Genomic DNA, 19,714 nt, shown 5'->3' with positions numbered 1-19,714 from the left:
GTGTTCATCGGTCTGTGCCGCGTTGCGCGAACGCCATCAGGTCCCGGCGTTCGATCGCCGCCGCCATCAGCTCGGGGAACGCGTCCGGCGTGCACGCGAAGGCCGGCACCCCCAGCGCCGCCAGCGCCGCCGCGTTCTCGTGGTCATACGCGGGCGCACCCTCGTCGGAAAGCGCCAGCAGCACCACCACCTGCACACCCGCCGCGGTCATCTCCGCGACCCGCCGCAGCATCTGCTCCCGCACGCCGCCCTCGTACAAGTCGCTGATCAGCACGAAGATGCTGTCCCGCGGCCGGGTGATCAGCTGCCGGCTGTAGCCGATCGCCCGGTTGATGTCGGTGCCGCCGCCCAGCTGGGTGCCGAACAGCACCTCCACCGGATCGCTGAGCTGCCCGGTGAGGTCGACCACCGCCGTGTCGAAGACCACCAGCGACGTCCGCAGGGACCGCAACGAGGCCAGCACCGCCGCGAACACCCCGGCGAACACCACCGACGCGGCCATCGAGCCGGACTGGTCGACGCAGAGCACCACGTCCCGCTGGACCGCCGTCGCCCGGCGGCCGTAGCCGACCAGCCGTTCCGGGACCACCGTGCGGAGCTCGGCCTGGTAGTGCTTGAGGTTGGCCCGGATGGTCTTGTCCCAGTCGATGTCGACGTGCCGCGGCCGGTTGATCCGCGCGGCCCGGTTCAGCGCGCCGTGGACGGCCGCCCGGGTCCGCTGGGCGATCCGCTGCTCCAGCTCGGTGACGACCTTCCGGACCACCTGCCGCGCGGCGTCCTTGGTCCGTTCCGGCATCACCCGGTTCAGCGAGAGCAGGGTGCCGACCAGGTGCACGTCCGGCTCGACCGCGGCCAGCATCTCCGGCTCCAGCAGCAACCGGGTGAGGTCGAGCCGCTCGATGGCGTCGGCTTGCATGACCTGCACGACGGTGCTGGGGAAGTACTCCCGGATGTCGCCCAGCCAGCGCGCCACCTTCGGCGCCGAACTCCCCAGCCCGGCCGAGCGGGCGGTGCGGCTGCCTTCACCGTCACCGCCGGCGTCGTACAGCGCGGCCAGGGCGGCATCCATCGCGGCATCGCGGCCCTGGGCCACACCGAGCGAATCCTCGGCCGGCCCGCCGAGCACAAGCCGCCAGCGGCGCAGCCGCTCCTGCCGCGCGGGGTCTTCGGCGTCCGTCACGAGATCTCCCGGCCCAGCGGGTCCTTGGCCGGCCTGCCGCGCCGTGCGGGGTCTTCAGTGCCCGTCATGAGACCTCCCGGCCCCCGCAGGTTCTTGGCCGGGGCTTTGTCGTCCGTCATGAGACCTCCCGGCCCAGCAACGCACTCAATGTCGGCAGCACCAGGGCTGCCCGGTCGTGGTCCAGCACGAGCGGTGCGGCGGCGCCGCGCCCGGCCCCGGCCGGCGCCGCGACCCGCTCACCGATCGCGCGTCGCTCACCCGCGGCGAAAGCCCCGAAGGTGCGGCGCAGCAACGGCAACACGTCCCCGAAGGCATCGGCGGGAATGTCGGCCAGCCAGCCGTCCAGCAGGTCGAGCAGGGCGTCGTCGTGCACGAGCAGCAGGCCGCCGCCGGCGAGGAACCCCTCCACCCACGCGGCCCCGTGGGCGGGCGGCGTGCCGATGGTCAACGGGAGCCGCAGCCGGCGCTGCACCTCGGCGATGCCGAGCCGCCCGGCGTCGAGCAGCAGCCGGGTGAACCGTCCGGCGAGCAACCCGTGCAGATCCGCGCGCCGGGACAACGACTCCACAGTGGTCAGCCAGCGCTCCCGCAGGTCACGGTCGTCGAGCAGGCTCACCGCCGCGTGCACCCCGTCGACGTGACCGCGCGATTCCTTGGCGGCCCCGTCGGAGAGCGAACCCACCGCGGCGGGCAGGCCCGCGCACACCCGGGTCAGCAGGGACGCGGTGACGGTCGCCAGGCCGGCCACGTCGGTGCGCCGGACGTCGCCGTACCGCAGGGTGCGCGCGAGCGCCGGGATCGCCGCCATCAGGTGGTTGATGTCGGCGTCCAGCGCGGCCCGGGTGTCCAGCGCGGCCAGCACCGGCGGATACGCATCGGCGAGATCGGCCAGCAGGCACACCTCGACCAGGGCGGTCACGTCGCCGAGGGAACCGGCTCTGCGGGCCGCGTCGGTCACCTTCGTGGTGGCGGCGGCCAGGACGGTGGTGCCGTACATGCTGCCCTCGACGAGCTGGAGCGCGAACTCCGGCTGCCAGCGCAGACGCCACTGCTCCCGGAACGTGCCGGTGCCCCGCGCGGTGGTGTCCGTCTCGCCCCACGGCACGCCGATCGCGCGCAGCCGGTGCAGCAACCGGCTGCGGGCCAGGTCGATCTCGCGGCGCAGATCCAGATCAAGAACACGTTCGAGCGCCTCCGGCTTGAGCCGTACGGAACGCTGCTGCGCGGCCAGATCCCGGGCCAACGGTACGGCGGGCATGTCGTCGGGCACCCCACCGAGCCGTTCACCGACCACGAGCCGACGCCCGATCAACTCGACCCGCAACTGCTCGCCGTCGCACATGACGGCCTCGGCAGCCTCGGTCACCTCGGCAAGCCCGGCGAGCGGCCGCCCCCGTACGGTCGCGAGCGCCTCGGCGAGCCGGGTCGCCTCGATGACGTGCGCGGACGAGGTGGGCACCCCCTCGGCCCGGAGCACATGCGCGGCATCGACCAGCCACCGCGGCACAACCTCGTCGGCGGTGGTGAACAGATGGTGGTACCAGCCCGGCGACCGCACGCCGGCGCCGTAGCCGGACCAGGAGGCCAGCCGCCCGTAGGTCCACGGCACCCAGGTGAACGCGACCTTGGCCTTCTTCCGCCCCTTGAACAGAGCGGCGTCCTCCCGCGCGGTGACCTTGCGAGCGAGCGCGGGCACATGCCAGGCCCCGCACACCACGGCGATGGTGTCGTGGGTGCGCCGCACGTCGCGCAGGACGGTGCGCATGTGCGCCTCTCGCAGCAGGTCCTCGGGATCGTCGGGGGCGGTCTCCCGGATGGCGGTCATCGCCTCCGCGATCGCCTCGAACGCGGGCATGCCCCGATGCTCCACCACGTCCTCCCACCATCGTTCGGGATCGTCGTAACCGGCAGCGGCGGCGAGCTCGGCGATGGGGTCAACGGGTCGCGTCCGGATCACGGGAGCCCCAGCCGGCACACCGGTGGGCAGAGCGCCTGGCCCTGCCGCACCCGGAGCGCCGACGTCTGCCGGTGGCTCGGGCAGCGCCGGCCCCGGCTGAGGTGGCGGTCCGGCCGCCGGTGGGGTGTCCGGGGTTCGGTTGTCGGTCAGCCGGTAGGCGTAGGGCAGGTCGAAGAAGCGGACCGGCACCCCGTGCTCCACCGCCCAGCGCATCGCCTGCCATTCCGGGGAGAAGACCGCGAACGGCCAGAACGCCGCCCGGCCCGGGTCGTCGGCCGCGTAGCCCAGCAGAGCCACCGGTGGTTCCAGGTCCTCGTTCGCCACCCAGCGGACCAGGTCGTCCGCCTCCGGTGGTCCTTCGATCAGGAGTATCGACGGGGGTTCGCGGTCGAGTTCCTGCACCACCGCGCGGGCCGAGCCCGGGCCGTGGTGGCGGATGCCGTAGATCCGCTCAGGCATCGCGGGCGGCACGGTAGAAGTCGCGCCAGTCGGTGCGCTCGCGGACCACGGTTTCCAGGTATTCGCGCCAGACCACGCTGTCGGAGGCCGGGTCCTTGACCACCGCGCCGACGATGCCGGTGGCCACGTCGGCGGGGTGCAGGTGGCCGTCGCCGAAGTGGGCCGCCAGCGCCAGGCCGTTGGTGACCACCGAGATCGCCTCGGCGGTGGAGAGGGAGCCGGTGGGTGACTTCAGTTTGGTGCGGCCGTCCTCGGTGAGGCCGGAGCGCAGCTCGCGGAAGACCGTCACGACGCGGCGGATCTCCTCGAGCGCGGTGGGCACCTCGGGCAGGTCCAGGGACTTGCCGAGCTGGGCCACCCGGCGGGCGACGATCTCGACCTCGTCGTCGGCGGAGGCCGGGACCGGCAGGACCACCGTGTTGAACCGGCGGCGCAGGGCGCTGGACAGCTCGTTGACGCCGCGGTCGCGGTCGTTGGCCGTGGCGATCAGGTTGAAGCCGCGCTGCGCCTGGACCTCGGTGTTGAGCTCCGGCACCGGCAGCGTCTTCTCCGACAGCACGGTGATCAGGGCGTCCTGCACGTCGGACGGGACGCGGGTCAGCTCCTCCAGCCGGGCGATCGCGCCGGTCTGCATGGCCCGCATGATCGGGCTGGGCACGATCGCGGCCTCGGACGGGCCGTCGGCGAGCAGCCGGGCGTAGTTCCAGCCGTATCGGATGGCTTCCTCGGGGGTGCCGGCCGTGCCCTGCACGAGCAGCGTCGAATCGCCGGAGATCGCCGCCGCCAGGTGCTCGGACACCCAGGTCTTGGCGGTGCCGGGGACGCCGAGCAGCAGCAGCGCCCGGTCGGTGACCAGCGTGGACACCGCGACCTCCACCAGGCGCCGGGGCCCGACGTACTTCGGGGTGATCTTGGCGCCGTCGCCGAGCAGGTAGGTCACCACCGCCTGCGGGGAGAGCCGCCAACCCGGCGGGCGCGGGCGCTCGTCCGTCGCGGCGAGCAGGGCCAGCTCCTCGGCATACTGGTCCTCGGCGTGCGGTCGCAGTGCGGTCACTCGAACTCCCTGTCTGTCCGGCCGTCCAGCCGATCGCCGGCAATCCCGATGCCAGGCACGTTACTCAGGACCCCCGACAAGAATCGCGCGCCGGACGGGTCACCCGTCAGCGCAGTTCCAGTTCCATCTCGTAGCGGAAATCGAGGGTCCGGGCCAGCTCGGCGACGGGCCGCACCCGGGACTGGTCGCCCGGCTGTTGATCGAGCTGCTCCGCCAGCGCCGCCACGTGGACCGCGTACCTGGGTGGCATGGCCAGCGCGGACGCGCGGCAGAGCTCCGCCAGCTGCCAGCTGTGCCGGTCCGTGCGGGCCCGGTGCGCGATCGTTTCCAGCACCGCGACGGCCAGCTCGTCCGGCCATGCGCCCGGGTGCACCGCCAGCAGCCGGTGGGCGTGGTGGTCCTCACGCCGCAGGAAGTCAGCCGCGATCCGGGCCAGGTCGCCGGGCGGCAGCAGCAGGTGCAGATCCCACCGGACCGCCTCGCGCAGCTTGCCCGCGCCGTCGCCGGCATCGTTGAGGACCAGGGCGGCGGCCCACGCGGAGTCGGCCTGGGCGATGGCCGCCTTGCCCCAGCCGTGCAGCAGCGGCGTCTCCCAGTCGTGGCCCCGGGCCAGCTCGACGATGGCCGCCGGGTCGCGGTGGAACGCCGTCGTCCAGCTCGCCAGCGGCGTGCCGGCGATCACCTCCTCCAGCAGCCACGCCTGCACGCCCGTGCCACGGGCCGGCTGGGCCGCCACCCCGTCGCGGCGCAGCTCCGGCGTCAGCTCCGCCGGCGGAGTGACCTCGAGCCGGTCCGTCAGCCGTACGGCCCGGTGCGCCCGCTCGGCCATCCGCCGCCCCAGGGCCGAGCCGGGGAGTCGTTGCAGCAGGTCGAGGGCGGCCTCGCGAACCTCCTTGCGGCGATCGTCCAGCGCCTGTTCCAGGAAGGCATCGTCGGCTGTGGACAATCCGGTGTCCAGGGCGGCCACGAAGCGGGCACGATCCTCCGGCGCCTCGGTCTGCCAGGTGCCCCCCAGCAGCGCCAGCGCGGCCGCCGGATCGCTGCCCCGCAACCGGGTCAGATAGGCGAGCCGTTCGCCGACCGTACCGGTCTCCCACACCTCCGGATCGGTGGGCGCTCCGGTGCCAGGAGCCTCGTCGCGCAACCACCGCCAGTCGGGCCGCATCGCGGCCAGCCAGCTGCCGCGATGACCGGCCACCCGGCCGAGCGCGGGCCGGATCACGGCGTTGCGCCGGCCCGCGTCGAGCAGCGCGGGCAGCGACTCGGGCGGCACGTGCCCGCCGCGCGCGGCCGCGGCCGCCAGCCACTGGGCGAGCAGCTCCTGGGCCTGCTGGGCGCCGCCCGGAGCGCCGCCGTCGCTGAGCAGGCGCAGCAGCCGGGCGCCGGCCGCTGCCGGCACCGGCTGATCGGTCTCGGCGGGTGCGGCCGCGACGGGCGCGTGCCCGGTCGCGGTCGTGATGCCGGCCCGGCGATAGGTGAGGGCCGTGGCGGCGGCTTCGAGCAGGGTCGGCGGAGTGGTCAGCGTGCGGTCGCCGAGGTGGACGGTGTCGGCGGTCCACGGCCGGCGCGCCGTGCCGACCAGCGCCGCGGCGAGCAGATCGGCGGGCAGCTCGGGCTCCCGGCTCGCGGTGCCCGCCGGCACCGGCGGGGCGGCAGGAACGTGCCGGCCGTCGGCCCAGGCCGCGAGTGGCCGCAGCCCGGCCGGCGTCCACTCGCCCGCGACGGTCGCCGGCGCACCGCCGGCCGCGGCCAGCAGCCACCACGGCTCACGATGGCCGGGCGCGAGCGGCAGGGACTCCCCGGCGGCGTCGGTGAGGAACCCGTCGGCGCTGGGCACGACCCCGGCGAGCAGCATCGGCGCGTCCGTGCGCCACGGCTCCGCCGCCACCGTCGACGCCCAGCCGGCCAGCGCGGTGCGCAGCCCGGCCGCCGGGGCCGGAGCGGTCAACGGCCGTGGGGCGCCGAACCTCTCCTGGACAAGGGCCCGGAGCGGCGCGGCCCCGGGGTAGAAGCAGAGCGCGGCATCGAACTCCGTCCCCGGGAGCAGGTCGGCGACCAGCGTCTGGCCCGGCGCGGCGAACGACAGGACCAGCGCGAACCGTCCCGTCGTGGCGCCCAGCAGCCAGCTCCGCCGGGTGGTGATCGCGCCTTCGTCGCTGTCGACCTGGCCCAGCACCTGCCACCGGTCGCGGACCGGGGGCGTGGCGAGCACGTCCTCCTGGGCCACCGGGAAACCGATCCGGGACCGGACTGTCGCGGCCAGCGCCGCCGGCAGGGTGTCGAGGCGCTCGTGGCCCGCGACCAGCAGGCGGATCAGTGCCAAGCCCCCGAGCAGCCGGTCGGCCCAGAACGGCCCGATGCCCGCGACGCCACCCAACCGGCGGACCGCCGACGCGACCGTGGGCGCCTGCGCGTCCACCAGCCGGGCGGCCATCGTGTCGTACGGCTGATGGCCCTGCTGCTGTGCCCCGGCGAGCCCCTGCTGCACCTGATCGTCCAGCCAGCGCCGCAGCTCCGCCATGCCGGCCGCCACCCGGTCGGCGCGCTGCTGGACGCGCTTCTGCGCGGCCGCCGGATCGACCGGGCCGGCCTGCTTCGGCGCCGCGGACCGGGCCGTGCGCGCCGCCAACCACTCGGTCACGAAGGCCGGCGGGACGGTCTCATCCATCGTGGCGCCGGAGGCCCAGAGCAGCATCAGCCCCAGGGCATGCTTGCACGGGAACTTCCGGCTCGGGCAAGAACACTTGGCGGCCGGGCCGGAAAGATCGACGCAGACCTGATAGGGCTGCTTCCCGCTGCCCCGGCACAGCCCCCACAGCGCCTCGCCGAGCACCCCGGCCTGCTGCCACCTGGCGGCAGTGCTCACCCCGTGTGCGCCCTTCAGCGAGCTCGCGTCGGGGGCCAGGGCGGTGACCTGGGTGATGGACCATCGTTCAACGGACACGGAAGCACTCTAGGAGCCGGGTACGACGTTTTCGGGTTCGGCTCCCACAACGCGGATGGAGCCAACTAACTGGTTAGTTGACGATAGGGTGCAGCGCATGGCACGGGACGCGGAGGACACCAGGAGGCGGCTGTTGCGGGCCGCGGCGGCCGAGTTCGCCGAACGTGGCATCGCCGGAGCACGGGTCGACCGCATCGCAGCCGCGGCCTCGGCGAACAAGGCGCTGATCTACTCCTACTTCGGCAACAAGGAAGACCTCTTCGACGCCGTCTTCCACGCGTTGGTGGTGGACACCGTCCAGGACGTACCGATCGATCCGGACGACCTGGCCGGGTATGCCGGCCGCCTGTTCGACCGCGTGCAGGAGCAGCCGCACACGCTGCGCCTGGCGCTCTGGCACTCCCTGGAACGTGGCAGCGCGACCCTGCCGGAGGCGGTCGTCGCCGCGAACCGGCAGAAGGCCGGCGCCATCGCGGCCGCGCAGCGGGCCGGCCGGATCAGTGACCGCTTCCCGCCCGAGGAGCTGATGGTCCTGGTCACGGGTCTGTCCATCCTGGGCTCGCCGGATCTGGCGCTGACCCACACCGCGGGGCCGGACGGCCTTGCCGCACGCCGCCGGACCGTCGTCGAGGCCGTCCGGCTCCTCACCGCGAAGGACGGGACATGAAGGTCATCATCTTCGGCGCCACCGGCATGGTCGGTCAGGGCGCGCTGCGCGAGAGCCTGCTGGCTGCCGACGTCGAGCAGGTGCTCGCGGTCGGGCGGCGGCCGACCGGGGTACGGCACCCGAAGCTGCGCGAGGTCACCCTCACCGACTTCGCCGACCTCACCCCGATCGAGGACGAACTGCGCGGCTACGACGCCTGCTTCTACTGCCTCGGGGTGTCCTCGGTCGGGCTCGACGAGGCGGCCTACCGCCGGATCTCGTACGACTATCCGGTCGCGGCCGCGCACAAGCTCGCCGAGCTCAACCCCGCGATGACCTTCATCTACGTGTCAGGCGCCGGCACGAAGCCGGACAGCCGGCAGATGTGGGCGCGGGTCAAGGGGCGGACCGAGGTCGAGGTGATCAAAACCTTCCGGAACGGGTACGGCTTCCGCCCCGGCTTCATCCAGCCGACCCACGGCGCCACCTCGAAGACCGGCCTCTACCGGGTGGGGTACACGCTCACTGCCCCGCTGATCCCGCTGCTCAACCGGATCGCGCCCAAGTACGTCACCAGCACCGACCGGCTCGGGCAGGCCATGCTCCGCGCGGCCCGCACCGGCTTCGCCACCCACATCGTGGAGAACGCGGACCTGCGCTGACGCCCCGGCCAGCACCGCGCCGAAGGCCACCACCATGCCCAGCACCTGCACCGGCGTGAGCGTCTGACCCAGGGCCGCCCAGCCGAGCGCGGTCGCCACCACCGGGGACAGCAGCCCGAGCAGGGAGACCTGCGCGGCACGCAGGCGCTCCAGGCCGCGGAACCAGACGGTGTAGGCCAGAGCGGTGCCGACCAGCGACAGGTACGCGTACCCGGCGACGTTCCCGCCGCTGAGCGTGGCCGGCAGCCCTTCGACGGTCAGCACCAGCGGCACGAGCAGCAGACCGCCTGCGGTGAGCTGCCAGCCCGTGGTGGTGAGCAGCGTCGCGTCCGGCCGCCCCCAGCGCTTGGTGAGCACCAGCCCGAGCGCCATCGACGTCGTCCCCACGAGCCCGGCCATCAACCCGATCGGATCCAGCTGCGCCTCGGCGGTCAGCACGGCCAGCGCCACCCCGCCCGCGCCGACCACCGCGGCCACGACTGTGCGCAAGGCGACACGCTCGGTCAGCAGCAGCACGGTCAGGGCGGCCACGAGCAGTGGTTGCGCCGCGCCGAGCACGGCGGCCATCCCGCCGGGCAATCGGTATGCGCAGAGGAACAGCAGGGCGAAGAACACGCCGATGTTGAGGGCGCCGAGCACCGCGGAGCGCCACCACCAGTCCCCGCGCGGCAGCTTGCGAGTCATCGCGATCAGGAGCAGACCGGCAGGCAACGCGCGCAGGGTGGCGGCGAGCAGGGGCCGGTCCGGGGGCAGGAACTCCGTGGTGACCGCATAGGTGGTGCCCCACACGGCCGGGGTCAGGGCCGTGACCAGCAGAACCGGCGCTCGCATCACAACTCCTCGACGTAAAGTATCTCGATGTCAAGAGACTTCTCGCTGTGTGTCTTCTTGTCAAGAAGCTTTTCGTAGAGAGAATGGGGTGTGGCACACACCGACGGCGTCGACTGGATCATCGAGCAGTGGTCCCACGAGCGTCCCGACCTGGAGACGACCGCCATGGCGGTGTTCGGGCGGATCTTCCGGCTTGCCCGGCTTGCCGGCGACGAAGTGGAACGCTCATATGCGGCATTCGGCATCAGCCGGGCCGAGTTCGACGTGCTGGCGACGCTGCGGCGCGCGGGGGAGCCGTACGAGCTGTCACCGGGCGCGCTGGCCGCCTCGATGATGCTCAGCACCGGCGGCACCACCGCCCGGCTCGACCGCCTGGAGAAAGCCGGCCTCGCCGAGCGCCGCCCGTCGCCCACCGACCGCCGGGGCGTGCTGGTCCGGCTGTCGCCGCGGGGCAAGGACGTCGTCGACCGGGCGCTGGGGGCCGGCCTGGCGCAGCAGCAGAAGCTGCTGTCGCACCTGCCGCCGGCGACCCGGCGCGAGCTGGCCGATCTGCTGCGCTCGGCGCTGGAGCCGTACGACAGCTAGCGTCCGGGCCTTCTTACGAGGTTCTTACGGGTGCGGCGGAACCCTCGCGCCGCCCCGGCCCAGCTGTGAACCTGGGTGGCATTCCACAATCGAGGGGAATGTCCATGAGGTCAGCACGAAGCGGGGAGCGGCGGCGGCGCTGGCCGGTGCGCTCGTCGGTGTTGCCGGTGCGGTGCCGGCACAGGCCGCGACGGGGTGGCGGATCGTGCCGGAGCCGCCGCTGCGGCCGGCGAGCCGGCTGGTCGATGTCAGCGCGACCGGTCCGGCTGACGCTTGGGCGGTCGGCTATCAGGACAACCGATACGGGCAGGTGCCCACTCAGCCCGCGGCGCTGGTGCGGTGGGACGGCCGGACGTGGACGGAACGCCTCCTGCCCGCGGAGTTCGACTCGCCGGCGGCGATCAGCGCGGTCGGCCCCTCGGACGTGTGGGCGGTGGGGCAGGACGACGGGCTGGAGCCGTACGCGGCCCACTGGGACGGCACCGCATGGCGGGGTTACCCGGTTGCGGGCCGGGGCAGGTTCAGCGATGTGGCGGCCCGGCACGGCAAGCCGCTGATCGTCGGCTCCCGGCGCGCGGGCGGCGCTCTTGTCCTGGAGTGGGACGGGAACGGATTCCGCGAGCTCACCGTGCCGGGCGCCGACACCGGGAGCGGCAGCCTGCAGGCGGTGGCGACGGCGCCCGGCGGTGCCGCGTTCGCGGCCGGTTTCCGGTACGGGGATGAGGCGCCGGAGCCGATGATCGTGCAGCGCCTCGGCGGCGTCTGGCGGATGGCCGCCCTGCCGGAGGTGCCCGGAGCCCGGCTGACCGGCGTGCACGCCCGTTCGGCCACCGACGCGTGGGCGGTCGGCACGATCGACGACAGCAGCACCCGGCCGACGCCGCTGATCATGCGCTGGGACGGCGCCTCATGGCAGCGGGTGACCCCGCCGATCGGGTCGGCCACCCTGTGGGCGGTCGGCGGAGACAACGCCGGCACCCTCTGGGTGACCGGCGCCAACCCGACCGAGCCGTACGGCGTCTCGCACCCGGGGTCCCTGTTCCTGCGCTACCAGGCCGGCAAGTGGAGCGTTGCGTACGGTCCGAAGGTCCGCGCCGGCGACCCGTTCACGGCGGCCGACCCGTTCCTGTCGGCAGTGGAGAACATTCCCGGCACCGCGGCGTTCTGGGGCGTCGGCACGGTCGCCGATCCCGCGCGTGACCACGTCGCGGTGGTCGAGCGGGTCGGGTGACAGTGGTGCGGCTACGGCTTGCGGCCGACCCCGGCGTACATGGCGATGTGGGCCGGATCGGGGCGCGGCTCCGGTTCACCCTCGGCCCGCCACTCACTCACCGGGGTCACGCCCGGCTCGATCAGGTCGAGGCCGGCGAAGAGCTCGGTGAACTCGACCCGGTCGCGCGGCCAGATGTTCGTGATGCCGGCCGCCAGGGCGGCGTCGTAGTCGGCGGCGACCTTCGGCGGCAGGGGGTCCTTCGTCGAGTTCGTGACCACCAGGAAGCTGCCGCTGGGCAGGGCGTCCATCAGGGCGCGCACGATCGGCCGGCCGGCGCCGTGGCCCTCGACGAAGTGCAGCACCGCGACCAGCATCAGCGCGACCGGCTCGCCCAGGTCGAGGGTCTCGTGCAGCTCCGCCTGCGCCAGGATCTGCTCGGGCGAGCGCAGGTCGGCCTCAAGGTAGGTGGTGCGGCCCGCGGGTGTGCTGGTCAGCAGCGCCCGCGCGTGCGCCATCACCATCGGGTCGTTGTCCACGTAGACCACCCGGGTCTCCGGCGCGATGCGCTGCGCCACCTCGTGGGTGTTGTCCGCCGTCGGCAGTCCGGTGCCGATGTCCAGGAACTGCCGGATGCCCGCCTCCGCCGCCAGGAAGCGGGTCGCCCGCTGGAGGAACCGGCGGTTCTCCAGGGCGGCCAGCCGGGCCGTCGGGAAGGTCTTGAGAATCTCGTCGCCGGACGCACGGTCGACTGCGAAGTTGTCCTTGCCACCGAGCCAGTAGTTGTACCGGCGGGCGGGCTGCGCGGTCGAGCTGTCGATCTGGTCGCTCACGGGACCTCCAGGGTGGACATCAAGGTCATCCTATGCGGCGGCCCCATGCCCGGCCGGCACGACCTCGGCGGGCTTCGGCGGCGGGGGCGGGCTGCCGTCGCCGAACGGCCGGCCGCCGAGCGCCTCGCGGCCGTGCTCGGTGAGCCAGTTGCCCAGCTCCGGGCCCGCGGGCACGATCCCGGTCGGATTGATGTCCCGGTGCACCTCGTAGTAGTGCTGCTTGATGTGCACGAAGTCGATCGTGTCCCCGAAGCCGGGCGTCTGGAACAGATCCCGGGCGTACGCCCACAGCACCGGCAGCTCGGTGAGCTTCTGCCGGTTGCATTTGAAGTGGCCGTGGTAGACGGGGTCGAAGCGCACCAACGTGGTGAACAACCGCACGTCGGCCTCGGTGATGGTGTCCCCGGCCAGGTAACGCTGCCCCGTCAGCAGCTCGGAGAGGCTGTCGAGCCGGTCGAAGAGCCGGTGGTACGCCTTGTCGTAGGCGTCCTGACTGCCCGCGAAGCCCGCCCGGTAGACGCCGTTGTTGACGTCGGCGAAGACGACCTTGTTCACCTCGTCGATGCGCTCGCGGAGGTGCTCGGGATACAGCTCCGGCGCGCCCTCCCGGTGGTACTTCTTCCACTCCAGGCTCAGATCGATGGTGATCTGCGCGAAGTCGTTGGTGACCACCTGACCGGTCGGCACGTCCACCATCGCGGGCACGGTGATGCCCTTGTCGTAGTCGGGGAAGCGGGCGAGGAAGGCCTCCTGCAGCCGTTCGATGCCGAGCACCGGGTCACGCCCGCCGGGATCCAGGTCGAAGGTCCAGCTCCGCTCGTCGTGCGTCGGCCCGGCGACGCCCATCGAGAGCACGTCCTCGAGCCCGAGCAGCCGCCGGACGATGATGGCCCGGTTGGCCCACGGGCAGGCGCGGCTGACGACGAGCCGGTAGCGGCCGGGCTCGACCGGATAGCCGTCGCGGCCGTCGGCCGTGATCCGGGTGGCGATGTAGCGCTGGTCACGGGAGAACTCACCGGAGGGGTTGACGTAGGCCATAGCGCTATCGTGCCCCCGCGCCCGGGCCTGCCAACGCCAACCGCGCAACTTCCCGGGAGACGCTGGTCGCAGGGCGGGGGAGGCCATTTTCTGGCAGGGTTGGCAGATGACCGCGAAGATCGCCAAGTTCCTTGCCGGCTGGACCACCTGGATCCCGGTCGTCGCTGTCCTGATGCTGCTCGCGACCTGGGGCCGCGACCTGCCGGGGGCGGTGGTGGTGATCAGTGCGCTGCTGCTGGCCGGCGCCGTGCTGGCGGCCGTGCACCACGCGGAGGTGGTCGCCCACCGGGTCGGCGAGCCGTTCGGCTCGCTGGTGCTGGCCGTGGCCGTGACCATCATCGAGGTCGCCCTGATCGTGACCTTGATGATCAGCGGCGGCGAGAAGGCCCAGTCGCTGGCCCGCGACACGGTCTTCGCGGCAGTGATGATCACCTGCAACGGCATCCTGGGCATCTCCCTGCTGATCGGAGCGGTCCGCCGGCGCATCGCGGTCTTCAACCCCGAGGGCACCGGCGGCGCCCTGGCCGCGGTGGCGACGATCGCCACCCTGAGCCTGGTCCTGCCGAGCCTCACCACCAGCCGCCCCGGCCCGCAGTTCTCCCCGGCCCAGCTGGGCTTCGCCGCGGTCGCGTCGCTGGCGCTCTACCTGCTCTTCGTCCTGGTCCAGACCCGCCGGCACCGCGACTACTTCCTGCCGATCACCACAGCGGGCAAGGTCATCGAGGAGGAGGAGCACCTCGACCCGCCGACGAGCCGGGCGGCGCTGAGCAGCCTCGGGCTGCTGCTGGTGGCGCTGGTCGCGGTGGTCGGCCTCGCCAAGGGCGTCTCCCCGGCGATCGAATCGGCGGTGGCGGGGGCCGGTCTGCCGCAAGCGGTGGTCGGCGTGGTGATCGCCCTGCTGGTCCTGCTCCCGGAGACGATCGCGGCAGCGCGCGCGGCGGCCCGCGACCGGATACAGACGAGCCTGAACCTGGCGCTGGGCTCGGCGATGGCCAGCATCGGCCTGACCATCCCGGCGATCGCCATCGCGATGATCTGGCTGCCGGGCCCACTGCTGCTGGGCCTGGGCGGGACGCAGATGGTGCTGCTCGCGCTGACGGTGGTGGTCGGCACGCTGACCGTGGTCCCGGGCCGCGCGAACGTCCTGCAGGGAGGGATCCACCTGGGGTTGCTGGCGGTCTTCCTGTTCCTCGCCGCCAGCCCGTAGATATCCTGCGGGGGTGCTGCGGTTGGCCCGGGTTGAGGACGCCGCTGCGATCGGTGCGCTCAAGGTCCGGGCCTGGCAAGCGGCCTACGCCGGCTTCATGAGCCCGGCCGTGCTGGCTGCGCTCGATCCGGCGCAGGAGGCATCGGACTGGCGCGCGTACCTGGCCGGCCTGCCCGCCGCCCACCGGCTGTGGATCGCCGAGGTCAACGGCGCGGTCGGAGGTTTCTGCCGCACCGGGCCGGCCGGCGAGGACCCGACCTCGGGCCGGACGCCGCCGAGATCTACGGGCTCTACCTCGACCCGCCGCGCGTCGGCACCGGCCTCGGCCGGCAGCTGTTCATCCAGGCGGTCGCCGATCTCCAGGACCGAGGGCATGCGCCGATCTGCGTGTACGCCTACCGGCCGAACCGGAAGGCGATCACGTTCTACGAACGGGCGGGGTTCCGGGCGGACGGCGTCACGCGGCTCGACGAGCAGGACGGCGCAGGCGTGCCCGAGATCCGCCTCGTGCTGCCGTGACGGCCGACGGCTGATCACCGGCGGGGCGCCGGCAGCGGCGCGGCGGATCGGGTCCGGGGGTGGGTGGTCTCCGAGCGCAGGCAGTCTCCGGGGTGGTGGCTCGGCTCTGGGGCGGTGGGTTGTCTCTGAGTGGGCGGCTTCCTGGCGATGGGCTGTCCCCAAGCGATGGGCGGTCCTCAGATGGTGGGCGCTTCCATGCGGTGGGGTCGCGTCCGTGATTTAGCCCCGCCGACCGTGGGGAGCCTCGCGCTACGCGCAGCTGCCTCCCATTGCGGCAGCCCGCCCGTCGCGCAACTCGCCCCGGTCAGTCGGCAGCCGGACGTGTGGGGTGCCGCCGTGGAGCGTGTCTCGCCGCCCGCGTGGTGGGCCGACCGCCCTTCGCGTGCGGCCGGACCCGAGCGCGTGGAGTGCCGCCGCGGAGGGTGTCGCCCCGTGGTGGGCAACCCGCGCTTCGCGCAGCCCGCAATTCGCGCAGCCCGCAATTCGCGCAGCCCGCAATTCGCGCAGCCGCAATTCGCGCAGCCGCAATTCGCGCAGCCCGCGCTACGCACAGCCCACCCCAGACTGCGGACGCGTGGAGTGCCCCGCCCACGGGGCGTGTCCCGCCGCCCCCGTGGCGGCGGGACACGCACCGCCGTCAGGCGGACTGGCGCAGCACCAACGTAGGTTCGTAGATGACCGACGAGATGCGCATGTCCGGGTCCTCGATGCGGGCCAGCAGCAGCCGCGCGCTGTCCGCCGCCATGTCCTCCAACGGGTGCCGCACCGTTGTCAACGCCGGGCTCGCCGCGACCGCCGCGCTGCTGTCGTCGAAGCCGACCATCGCCACGTCCTCCGGGACCCTTCGGTCGTTCTCGCGCAGCGCCAGCAGGGCGCCCAGCGCCATCAGGTCGTTGGCCACGAAGACGCCGTCCACCGCCGGGTGCTCCGCCAGCAACCTGCGCATCGCCTGCTCGCCGCTTTCCTGGGTGAAGTTGCCCGAGACCAGCGGCACCCAGGCGTGCCCGTGCCGGGCCATCGAGCGGCGGAAGCCGGTGATCCGGTCGTTGCTCGCCGGTACGTCCGCCGGTCCGGAGATCATCGCGACCAGTTGGCAGCCGCGGGCGACGAGGTGGTCGGCGGCCAGGGACGCGCCGGTGTCGTTGGCCAGGTCCACGTAGTTGATCGGGACCGGGTCTGCCGGGCGGCCGATCATCACTGCGGGCACGCCGGCGTCGGTGAGCATCCGGGGGAGCGGGTCGTGGCCCGGCAGCGAGAGCACGATGACGCCGTCGGCCTGGCCGTGGCGCAGGTCGCCGACCAGCCGGGTCCGCTGTTCCTCGGTGCCGACGATCTGGAGGGCGAGCTGGATGCCCGCCGCGCGGAGCACGCTCATCAGGCCGCCGACCACTCGGCCGAAGTACGGGTCGGCGAAGAACCGGCCCATGAACGGGTCGTCGTCGTGCGACTCGGAGTCGGAGACGACCAGGGCCACCGTGCCGGTGCGGCGGGTCACCAGCGAGCGGGCCAGCCGGTTGGGCACGTACCCGGTCTGGCCGACCGCGTTCCAGACCAGCTCGTGCAGCTGGGGGTCGACGTTGCGGATGCCGTTGATCACCCGGGACACCGTCGCGCGGGAGACGCCCGCGACCCGGGCCACGTCCTCCAGCGTCGGCAACCGCTCGCCGACGGGCAGCCGCCGGGTGCCGGCGGTCATGGGGTGGGGCTCCGGGTCTGCATACAGTTTTTATAGCACATGTCGGAGAGCGCTCTCCGATCTGCCCGTCCGGGCGCCTCCGGGGGCGTCCAGGTTCCGGAACCACCGCGGGATATTGACGGACGTGCAACCTCGGCGTAACACTTCGGAAAGCGCTCTCCAAGTACGTCCCCGCACCGTTCGGCCGATCCCCGCACCGCCGCGGTGTGGCGCTCAGACGCGCCACCGTACCGGTGTCCGGCCGGGCTGTGTCATCCGTCCTCGACCCCCGTGGGAGAACTCATGAGAACAGGGAAAAGCCGGCTCAGACGGCTCATCGCACCGTTGGGTGTGGCGGTCGTCGCCGGATCGCTGCTGGTGGCGGGGGTGCAGTCGGCGCAGGCCGCCGACACCCTGCTGTCGCAGGGCCGGCCGGCGCTCGCCTCGTCGCTGGAGAACGGAGAATCACCCGCGGCGGCCGCCGTCGACGGTCGCACGGACACCCGTTGGGGCAGCCAGTGGGCCGATCCGCAGTGGCTGCGCGTCGACCTCGGCAGCACCGCCACGGTCACCTCGGTCGTGCTCCAGTGGGAAGCCGCGTACGCGAAGGCGTACCAGATCCAGACCTCGCCGGACGGCACCGCCTGGACCACCGTCTACAGCACGACGACCAGCGCGGGCGGCACCCAGACCCTGACGGTCAACGGCAGCGGCCGGTACGTGCGCATGTACGGCACTCAGCGTGGCACCGGCTACGGCTACTCGCTGTACGAGTTCAAGGTCTACGGCACCAGCAGCACCCCGCCCCCGACCGGCGGCGGCTACGTCATGGCCGACCCGCCGGTCACCGGCGTGGTCCCGTCGACGGCGACCCCGCCGGCGACCAACCCGCAGACGACGCATCACGAGTTCCAGGCGAACTGCTCGGTGAGCCGCTCGAACCTGCCGGACGACCCGATCATCTTCCCCAACCTGCCGGGCGCCTCGCACTCGCACACGTTCATGGGCAACACGACGACCAACGCGGCGACCACGCTCGCCAGCCTCAACGCCGGCGGAACCTCATGCATCACGCCGGGTGACAAGACCGGCTACTGGATGCCCACGCTGTTCAACGGCGACACGGCCGTGCAGCCGGTCGGCCGCCAGGTCATCTACTACAAGAGCGGCGTGATCGACTACCGCAGCGTGCGGCCGTCGCCGCCGGGCCTGCGGTACGTCGTGGGCAGCCCGTCCGCGACGCTCGACGAGTTCAAGAACGCGCCGGGCGCGGTCGAGGGCTGGGAGTGCGGCGACAGCGTGCGCAACTGGGACTTCCCGGCGTCCTGCCCGGCGGGCACCCAGCTGAACATCCGCTACCAGGCCCCGAGCTGCTGGGACGGCCTGCACCTGGACACGCCGGACCACAAGAGCCACATGGCGTACCCGACGGTGGGCGTCTGCCCGGTCAGCCACCCGGTGGCGGTCCCGATGATCGAGTTCAAGATGGCGTTCCCGGTCAGCGGCAACCTGGGCAACGTGCGCCTGGCGAGCGGGCGGGCGTACTCGTTCCACTACGACTTCTACAACGCGTGGGACGCCCGCACGCTGAACGCTCTGGTCACCCACTGCATCAATGGTGGCCTGCAGTGCGACCCGCGCGGCTTCGACCAGTACAAGCCGGACCGCGGCGCGGCCCTGAATGAGAACTACGTCCTGCCGTAACCGGAAGATAATGGTCCGGGTGCCGATGAATCGGCGCCCGGACCGTTCGGCATCACCGAAATAACAAAAACCCGCGACAGAATTTCTGGCCGCTTTTCTGCCCGCTTCCTCAGCGGTACGCTGTGCGCATTCAGCGGTACGCGATGCGCCTCGGGGGTGCGCCGGTCAGCGACCGGTGAGCCGGGCGAGGAACCGGCCGCGGCTGGCCATCACCTGGGCGGCGAGGGATTTCGTCTGCGGTTCCACGCCGGCCTTGGACTCGCTCAGCGCCAGCTTCACACCCTGCTCGAGGTGCGCCCGGAGATGCTGAACCAGCACCTTGTCGAACGCCGCGCCCTGGGTGGCGTTCGCCGCGGTGACCTGCTCCGGGGTGACCATCCCCGGCATCGGCATGCCCTTGTGCGGGTTCTCCGAGGGCAGTTTCGCCTGGTCGTGCAGGCTGCGCAGAACGCCGAGCTCCTGCTCGTGCCCGGCCCTGACCTCCGCCGCGAGCGCCCGCACGCCGGCGTCCGCACTGTGCGTGGGCGCCAGGTCGAGCAGCGGAAGAAGCTCCTCGTTCATCGCAATGGTGATCTCGACCCAGGCCAGATCCGTGCCGCCGAAGAAACCCGAACTGCCGGGCGCCGGCGAACTGGCCGCGGCCGAGGGAACGCTCACGACCGTCCCCGCATCGCAGGCGGCCGCGCCGAACAGCAGAGCCACCAGGCAGCCGCCGGCCACGGAACGCAGCACGATGCTCACAAAGAACTCCATTTTCCCGGGGAAGTATCTCAGTCTCGGCGGCTGCGAGGGCCTTGTCAATATCGCCGTTCCGCATTCCGGAAAGTGCGCGGCCGATGCAGTTCCGGAACCTCAGCGTATTGACGTGCCGCAACACCACGGCAACAATCGAGTCAGTCAGAAAGCGCTCTCCGGCGCGACGGCTCCGCAGAATTCCCCTGCGTGCCACGGTGCCACCGAGGCTGTGGCGCGCAGGGGCCTCCAAGATCACCCACCGTGCCGTGCCGGGCCAGACCCTGGTCAGACGGGGCCGGGCCAGACCGCGTCAGGCCGGGCCGGGCCGGGCCAGACCGCGCCAGGGCGTGCCGGGCCGGGCCAGACCGCGCCAGGGCCTGCCGTGCCGGGCCGTGCCGGGCAGCACCGGGGGCCAGCCCGCGCCAGGGCGGGCCAGACGCGGCGGGCCGCGCCAGACCCCGCCGTGCCGTGCCGG

16 protein-coding genes and 1 pseudogene are annotated in these 19,714 nt (G+C 72.7%); 7 read left to right on the top strand and 10 right to left on the bottom strand.

From position 1 onward, the window contains the following. Positions 1 to 4 precede the first annotated feature (4 nt). From ACIBQZ_RS40475 to ACIBQZ_RS40455, 5 genes are all read right to left on the bottom strand, one after another. Positions 5 to 1,180, bottom strand: a complete 1,176-nt coding sequence (locus ACIBQZ_RS40475) for a VWA domain-containing protein (RefSeq protein ID WP_396094262.1) — start codon at positions 1,178 to 1,180, stop codon at positions 5 to 7. Beyond that, entirely contained in the window at positions 1,177 to 1,299 is a 123-nt protein-coding gene (locus ACIBQZ_RS40470; protein WP_396094261.1) for a hypothetical protein, read from the bottom strand. Before ACIBQZ_RS40470 ends, ACIBQZ_RS40475 begins: the two co-directional genes overlap by 4 nt. Then, entirely contained in the window at positions 1,296 to 3,596 is a 2,301-nt protein-coding gene (locus ACIBQZ_RS40465; protein ID WP_396094260.1) for a DUF5682 family protein, read from the bottom strand. Before ACIBQZ_RS40465 ends, ACIBQZ_RS40470 begins: the two co-directional genes overlap by 4 nt. Beyond that, entirely contained in the window at positions 3,589 to 4,650 is a 1,062-nt protein-coding gene (locus tag ACIBQZ_RS40460; protein WP_396094259.1) for an AAA family ATPase, read from the bottom strand. Before ACIBQZ_RS40460 ends, ACIBQZ_RS40465 begins: the two co-directional genes overlap by 8 nt. 106 nt (positions 4,651 to 4,756) lie before the next feature. Then, complete coding sequence (locus ACIBQZ_RS40455; RefSeq protein ID WP_396094258.1) at positions 4,757 to 7,594, bottom strand: DUF5691 domain-containing protein; 2,838 nt, start codon at positions 7,592 to 7,594, stop codon at positions 4,757 to 4,759. Positions 7,595 to 7,691: 97 nt separating this feature from the next. Between ACIBQZ_RS40455 and ACIBQZ_RS40450 the strand changes: the two genes are divergently transcribed. Together ACIBQZ_RS40450 and ACIBQZ_RS40445 are read left to right on the top strand one after the other, a co-directional pair. Continuing rightward, positions 7,692 to 8,261, top strand: coding sequence for a TetR family transcriptional regulator (locus tag ACIBQZ_RS40450; protein ID WP_396094257.1), 570 nt, complete (start codon positions 7,692 to 7,694; stop codon positions 8,259 to 8,261). Continuing rightward, the gene (locus tag ACIBQZ_RS40445) at positions 8,258 to 8,902 is read left to right on the top strand and encodes an NAD-dependent epimerase/dehydratase family protein (protein ID WP_396094256.1); all 645 of its coding nucleotides are present in this window, start codon (positions 8,258 to 8,260) and stop codon (positions 8,900 to 8,902) included. The genes ACIBQZ_RS40450 and ACIBQZ_RS40445 overlap by 4 nt, the downstream gene beginning before the upstream one ends. A 21-nt stretch (positions 8,903 to 8,923) precedes the next feature. Here the strand turns inward: ACIBQZ_RS40445 and ACIBQZ_RS40440 are convergent. Then, a pseudogene (locus ACIBQZ_RS40440) lies at positions 8,924 to 9,733 on the bottom strand (EamA family transporter); the annotation flags it as partial. A 90-nt stretch (positions 9,734 to 9,823) separates the two neighbouring features. Between ACIBQZ_RS40440 and ACIBQZ_RS40435 the strand changes: the two are divergent. Further along, the gene (locus ACIBQZ_RS40435; RefSeq protein WP_396094255.1) at positions 9,824 to 10,318 is read left to right on the top strand and encodes a MarR family winged helix-turn-helix transcriptional regulator; all 495 of its coding nucleotides are present in this window, start codon (positions 9,824 to 9,826) and stop codon (positions 10,316 to 10,318) included. Between the two features lie 205 nt (positions 10,319 to 10,523). Then, the gene (locus ACIBQZ_RS40430) at positions 10,524 to 11,549 is read left to right on the top strand and encodes a hypothetical protein (RefSeq protein ID WP_396094254.1); all 1,026 of its coding nucleotides are present in this window, start codon (positions 10,524 to 10,526) and stop codon (positions 11,547 to 11,549) included. Positions 11,550 to 11,560: 11 nt separating this feature from the next. Here the strand turns inward: ACIBQZ_RS40430 and ACIBQZ_RS40425 are convergent, their stop codons facing one another. Together ACIBQZ_RS40425 and ACIBQZ_RS40420 are read right to left on the bottom strand one after the other, a co-directional pair. Then, a complete protein-coding gene (locus ACIBQZ_RS40425; RefSeq protein ID WP_396094253.1) occupies positions 11,561 to 12,361 on the bottom strand; it encodes an SAM-dependent methyltransferase in 801 nt (266 codons plus the stop codon). 30 nt (positions 12,362 to 12,391) lie between these two features. Then, a complete protein-coding gene (locus tag ACIBQZ_RS40420) occupies positions 12,392 to 13,399 on the bottom strand; it encodes a glutathione S-transferase family protein (protein WP_396094252.1) in 1,008 nt (335 codons plus the stop codon). Positions 13,400 to 13,505: 106 nt separating this feature from the next. On the opposite strand from ACIBQZ_RS40420, the gene ACIBQZ_RS40415 reads away from it, so the two are divergent. Together ACIBQZ_RS40415 and ACIBQZ_RS40410 are read left to right on the top strand one after the other, a co-directional pair. After that, the gene (locus tag ACIBQZ_RS40415) at positions 13,506 to 14,606 is read left to right on the top strand and encodes a calcium:proton antiporter (protein ID WP_396094251.1); all 1,101 of its coding nucleotides are present in this window, start codon (positions 13,506 to 13,508) and stop codon (positions 14,604 to 14,606) included. 189 nt (positions 14,607 to 14,795) lie between these two features. Continuing rightward, positions 14,796 to 15,125 (top strand): GNAT family N-acetyltransferase, encoded by a 330-nt coding sequence (locus tag ACIBQZ_RS40410; protein WP_396094250.1) that lies wholly within the window; start codon positions 14,796 to 14,798, stop codon positions 15,123 to 15,125. Positions 15,126 to 15,762: 637 nt separating this feature from the next. Here the strand turns inward: ACIBQZ_RS40410 and ACIBQZ_RS40405 are convergent. Next, positions 15,763 to 16,821, bottom strand: coding sequence for a LacI family DNA-binding transcriptional regulator (locus tag ACIBQZ_RS40405; RefSeq protein ID WP_396094249.1), 1,059 nt, complete (start codon positions 16,819 to 16,821; stop codon positions 15,763 to 15,765). Between the two features lie 282 nt (positions 16,822 to 17,103). Between ACIBQZ_RS40405 and ACIBQZ_RS40400 the strand changes: the two genes are divergently transcribed. Beyond that, the gene (locus ACIBQZ_RS40400) at positions 17,104 to 18,504 is read left to right on the top strand and encodes a DUF1996 domain-containing protein (protein WP_396094248.1); all 1,401 of its coding nucleotides are present in this window, start codon (positions 17,104 to 17,106) and stop codon (positions 18,502 to 18,504) included. Positions 18,505 to 18,669: 165 nt separating this feature from the next. On the opposite strand, the gene ACIBQZ_RS40395 is transcribed toward ACIBQZ_RS40400, so the two are convergent. Beyond that, a complete protein-coding gene (locus ACIBQZ_RS40395; protein ID WP_396094247.1) occupies positions 18,670 to 19,245 on the bottom strand; it encodes a DUF305 domain-containing protein in 576 nt (191 codons plus the stop codon). Positions 19,246 to 19,714: the final 469 nt, after the last annotated feature.

It is taken from the genome of Actinoplanes sp. NPDC049599, assembly GCF_044465625.1.
In the GTDB taxonomy this organism is placed as follows: domain Bacteria; phylum Actinomycetota; class Actinomycetes; order Mycobacteriales; family Micromonosporaceae; genus Actinoplanes.
This window is presented reverse-complemented; position numbering and strand designations above follow the sequence as displayed.

What these genes read in the sequence shown, in the direction of transcription:
- ACIBQZ_RS40470 (WP_396094261.1), bottom strand. Translation starts at nt 1,299, where the DNA reads ATGACGGACGACAAAGCCCCGGCCAAGAACCTGCGGGGGCCGGGAGGT.
- ACIBQZ_RS40465 (WP_396094260.1), bottom strand. Translation starts at nt 3,596, where the DNA reads ATGCCTGAGCGGATCTACGGCATCCGCCACCACGGCCCGGGCTCGGCC.
- ACIBQZ_RS40450 (WP_396094257.1), top strand. Translation starts at nt 7,692, where the DNA reads ATGGCACGGGACGCGGAGGACACCAGGAGGCGGCTGTTGCGGGCCGCG.
- ACIBQZ_RS40445 (WP_396094256.1), top strand. Translation starts at nt 8,258, where the DNA reads ATGAAGGTCATCATCTTCGGCGCCACCGGCATGGTCGGTCAGGGCGCG.
- ACIBQZ_RS40420 (WP_396094252.1), bottom strand. Translation starts at nt 13,399, where the DNA reads ATGGCCTACGTCAACCCCTCCGGTGAGTTCTCCCGTGACCAGCGCTAC.
- ACIBQZ_RS40415 (WP_396094251.1), top strand. Translation starts at nt 13,506, where the DNA reads ATGACCGCGAAGATCGCCAAGTTCCTTGCCGGCTGGACCACCTGGATC.
- ACIBQZ_RS40405 (WP_396094249.1), bottom strand. Translation starts at nt 16,821, where the DNA reads ATGACCGCCGGCACCCGGCGGCTGCCCGTCGGCGAGCGGTTGCCGACG.
- ACIBQZ_RS40400 (WP_396094248.1), top strand. Translation starts at nt 17,104, where the DNA reads ATGAGAACAGGGAAAAGCCGGCTCAGACGGCTCATCGCACCGTTGGGT.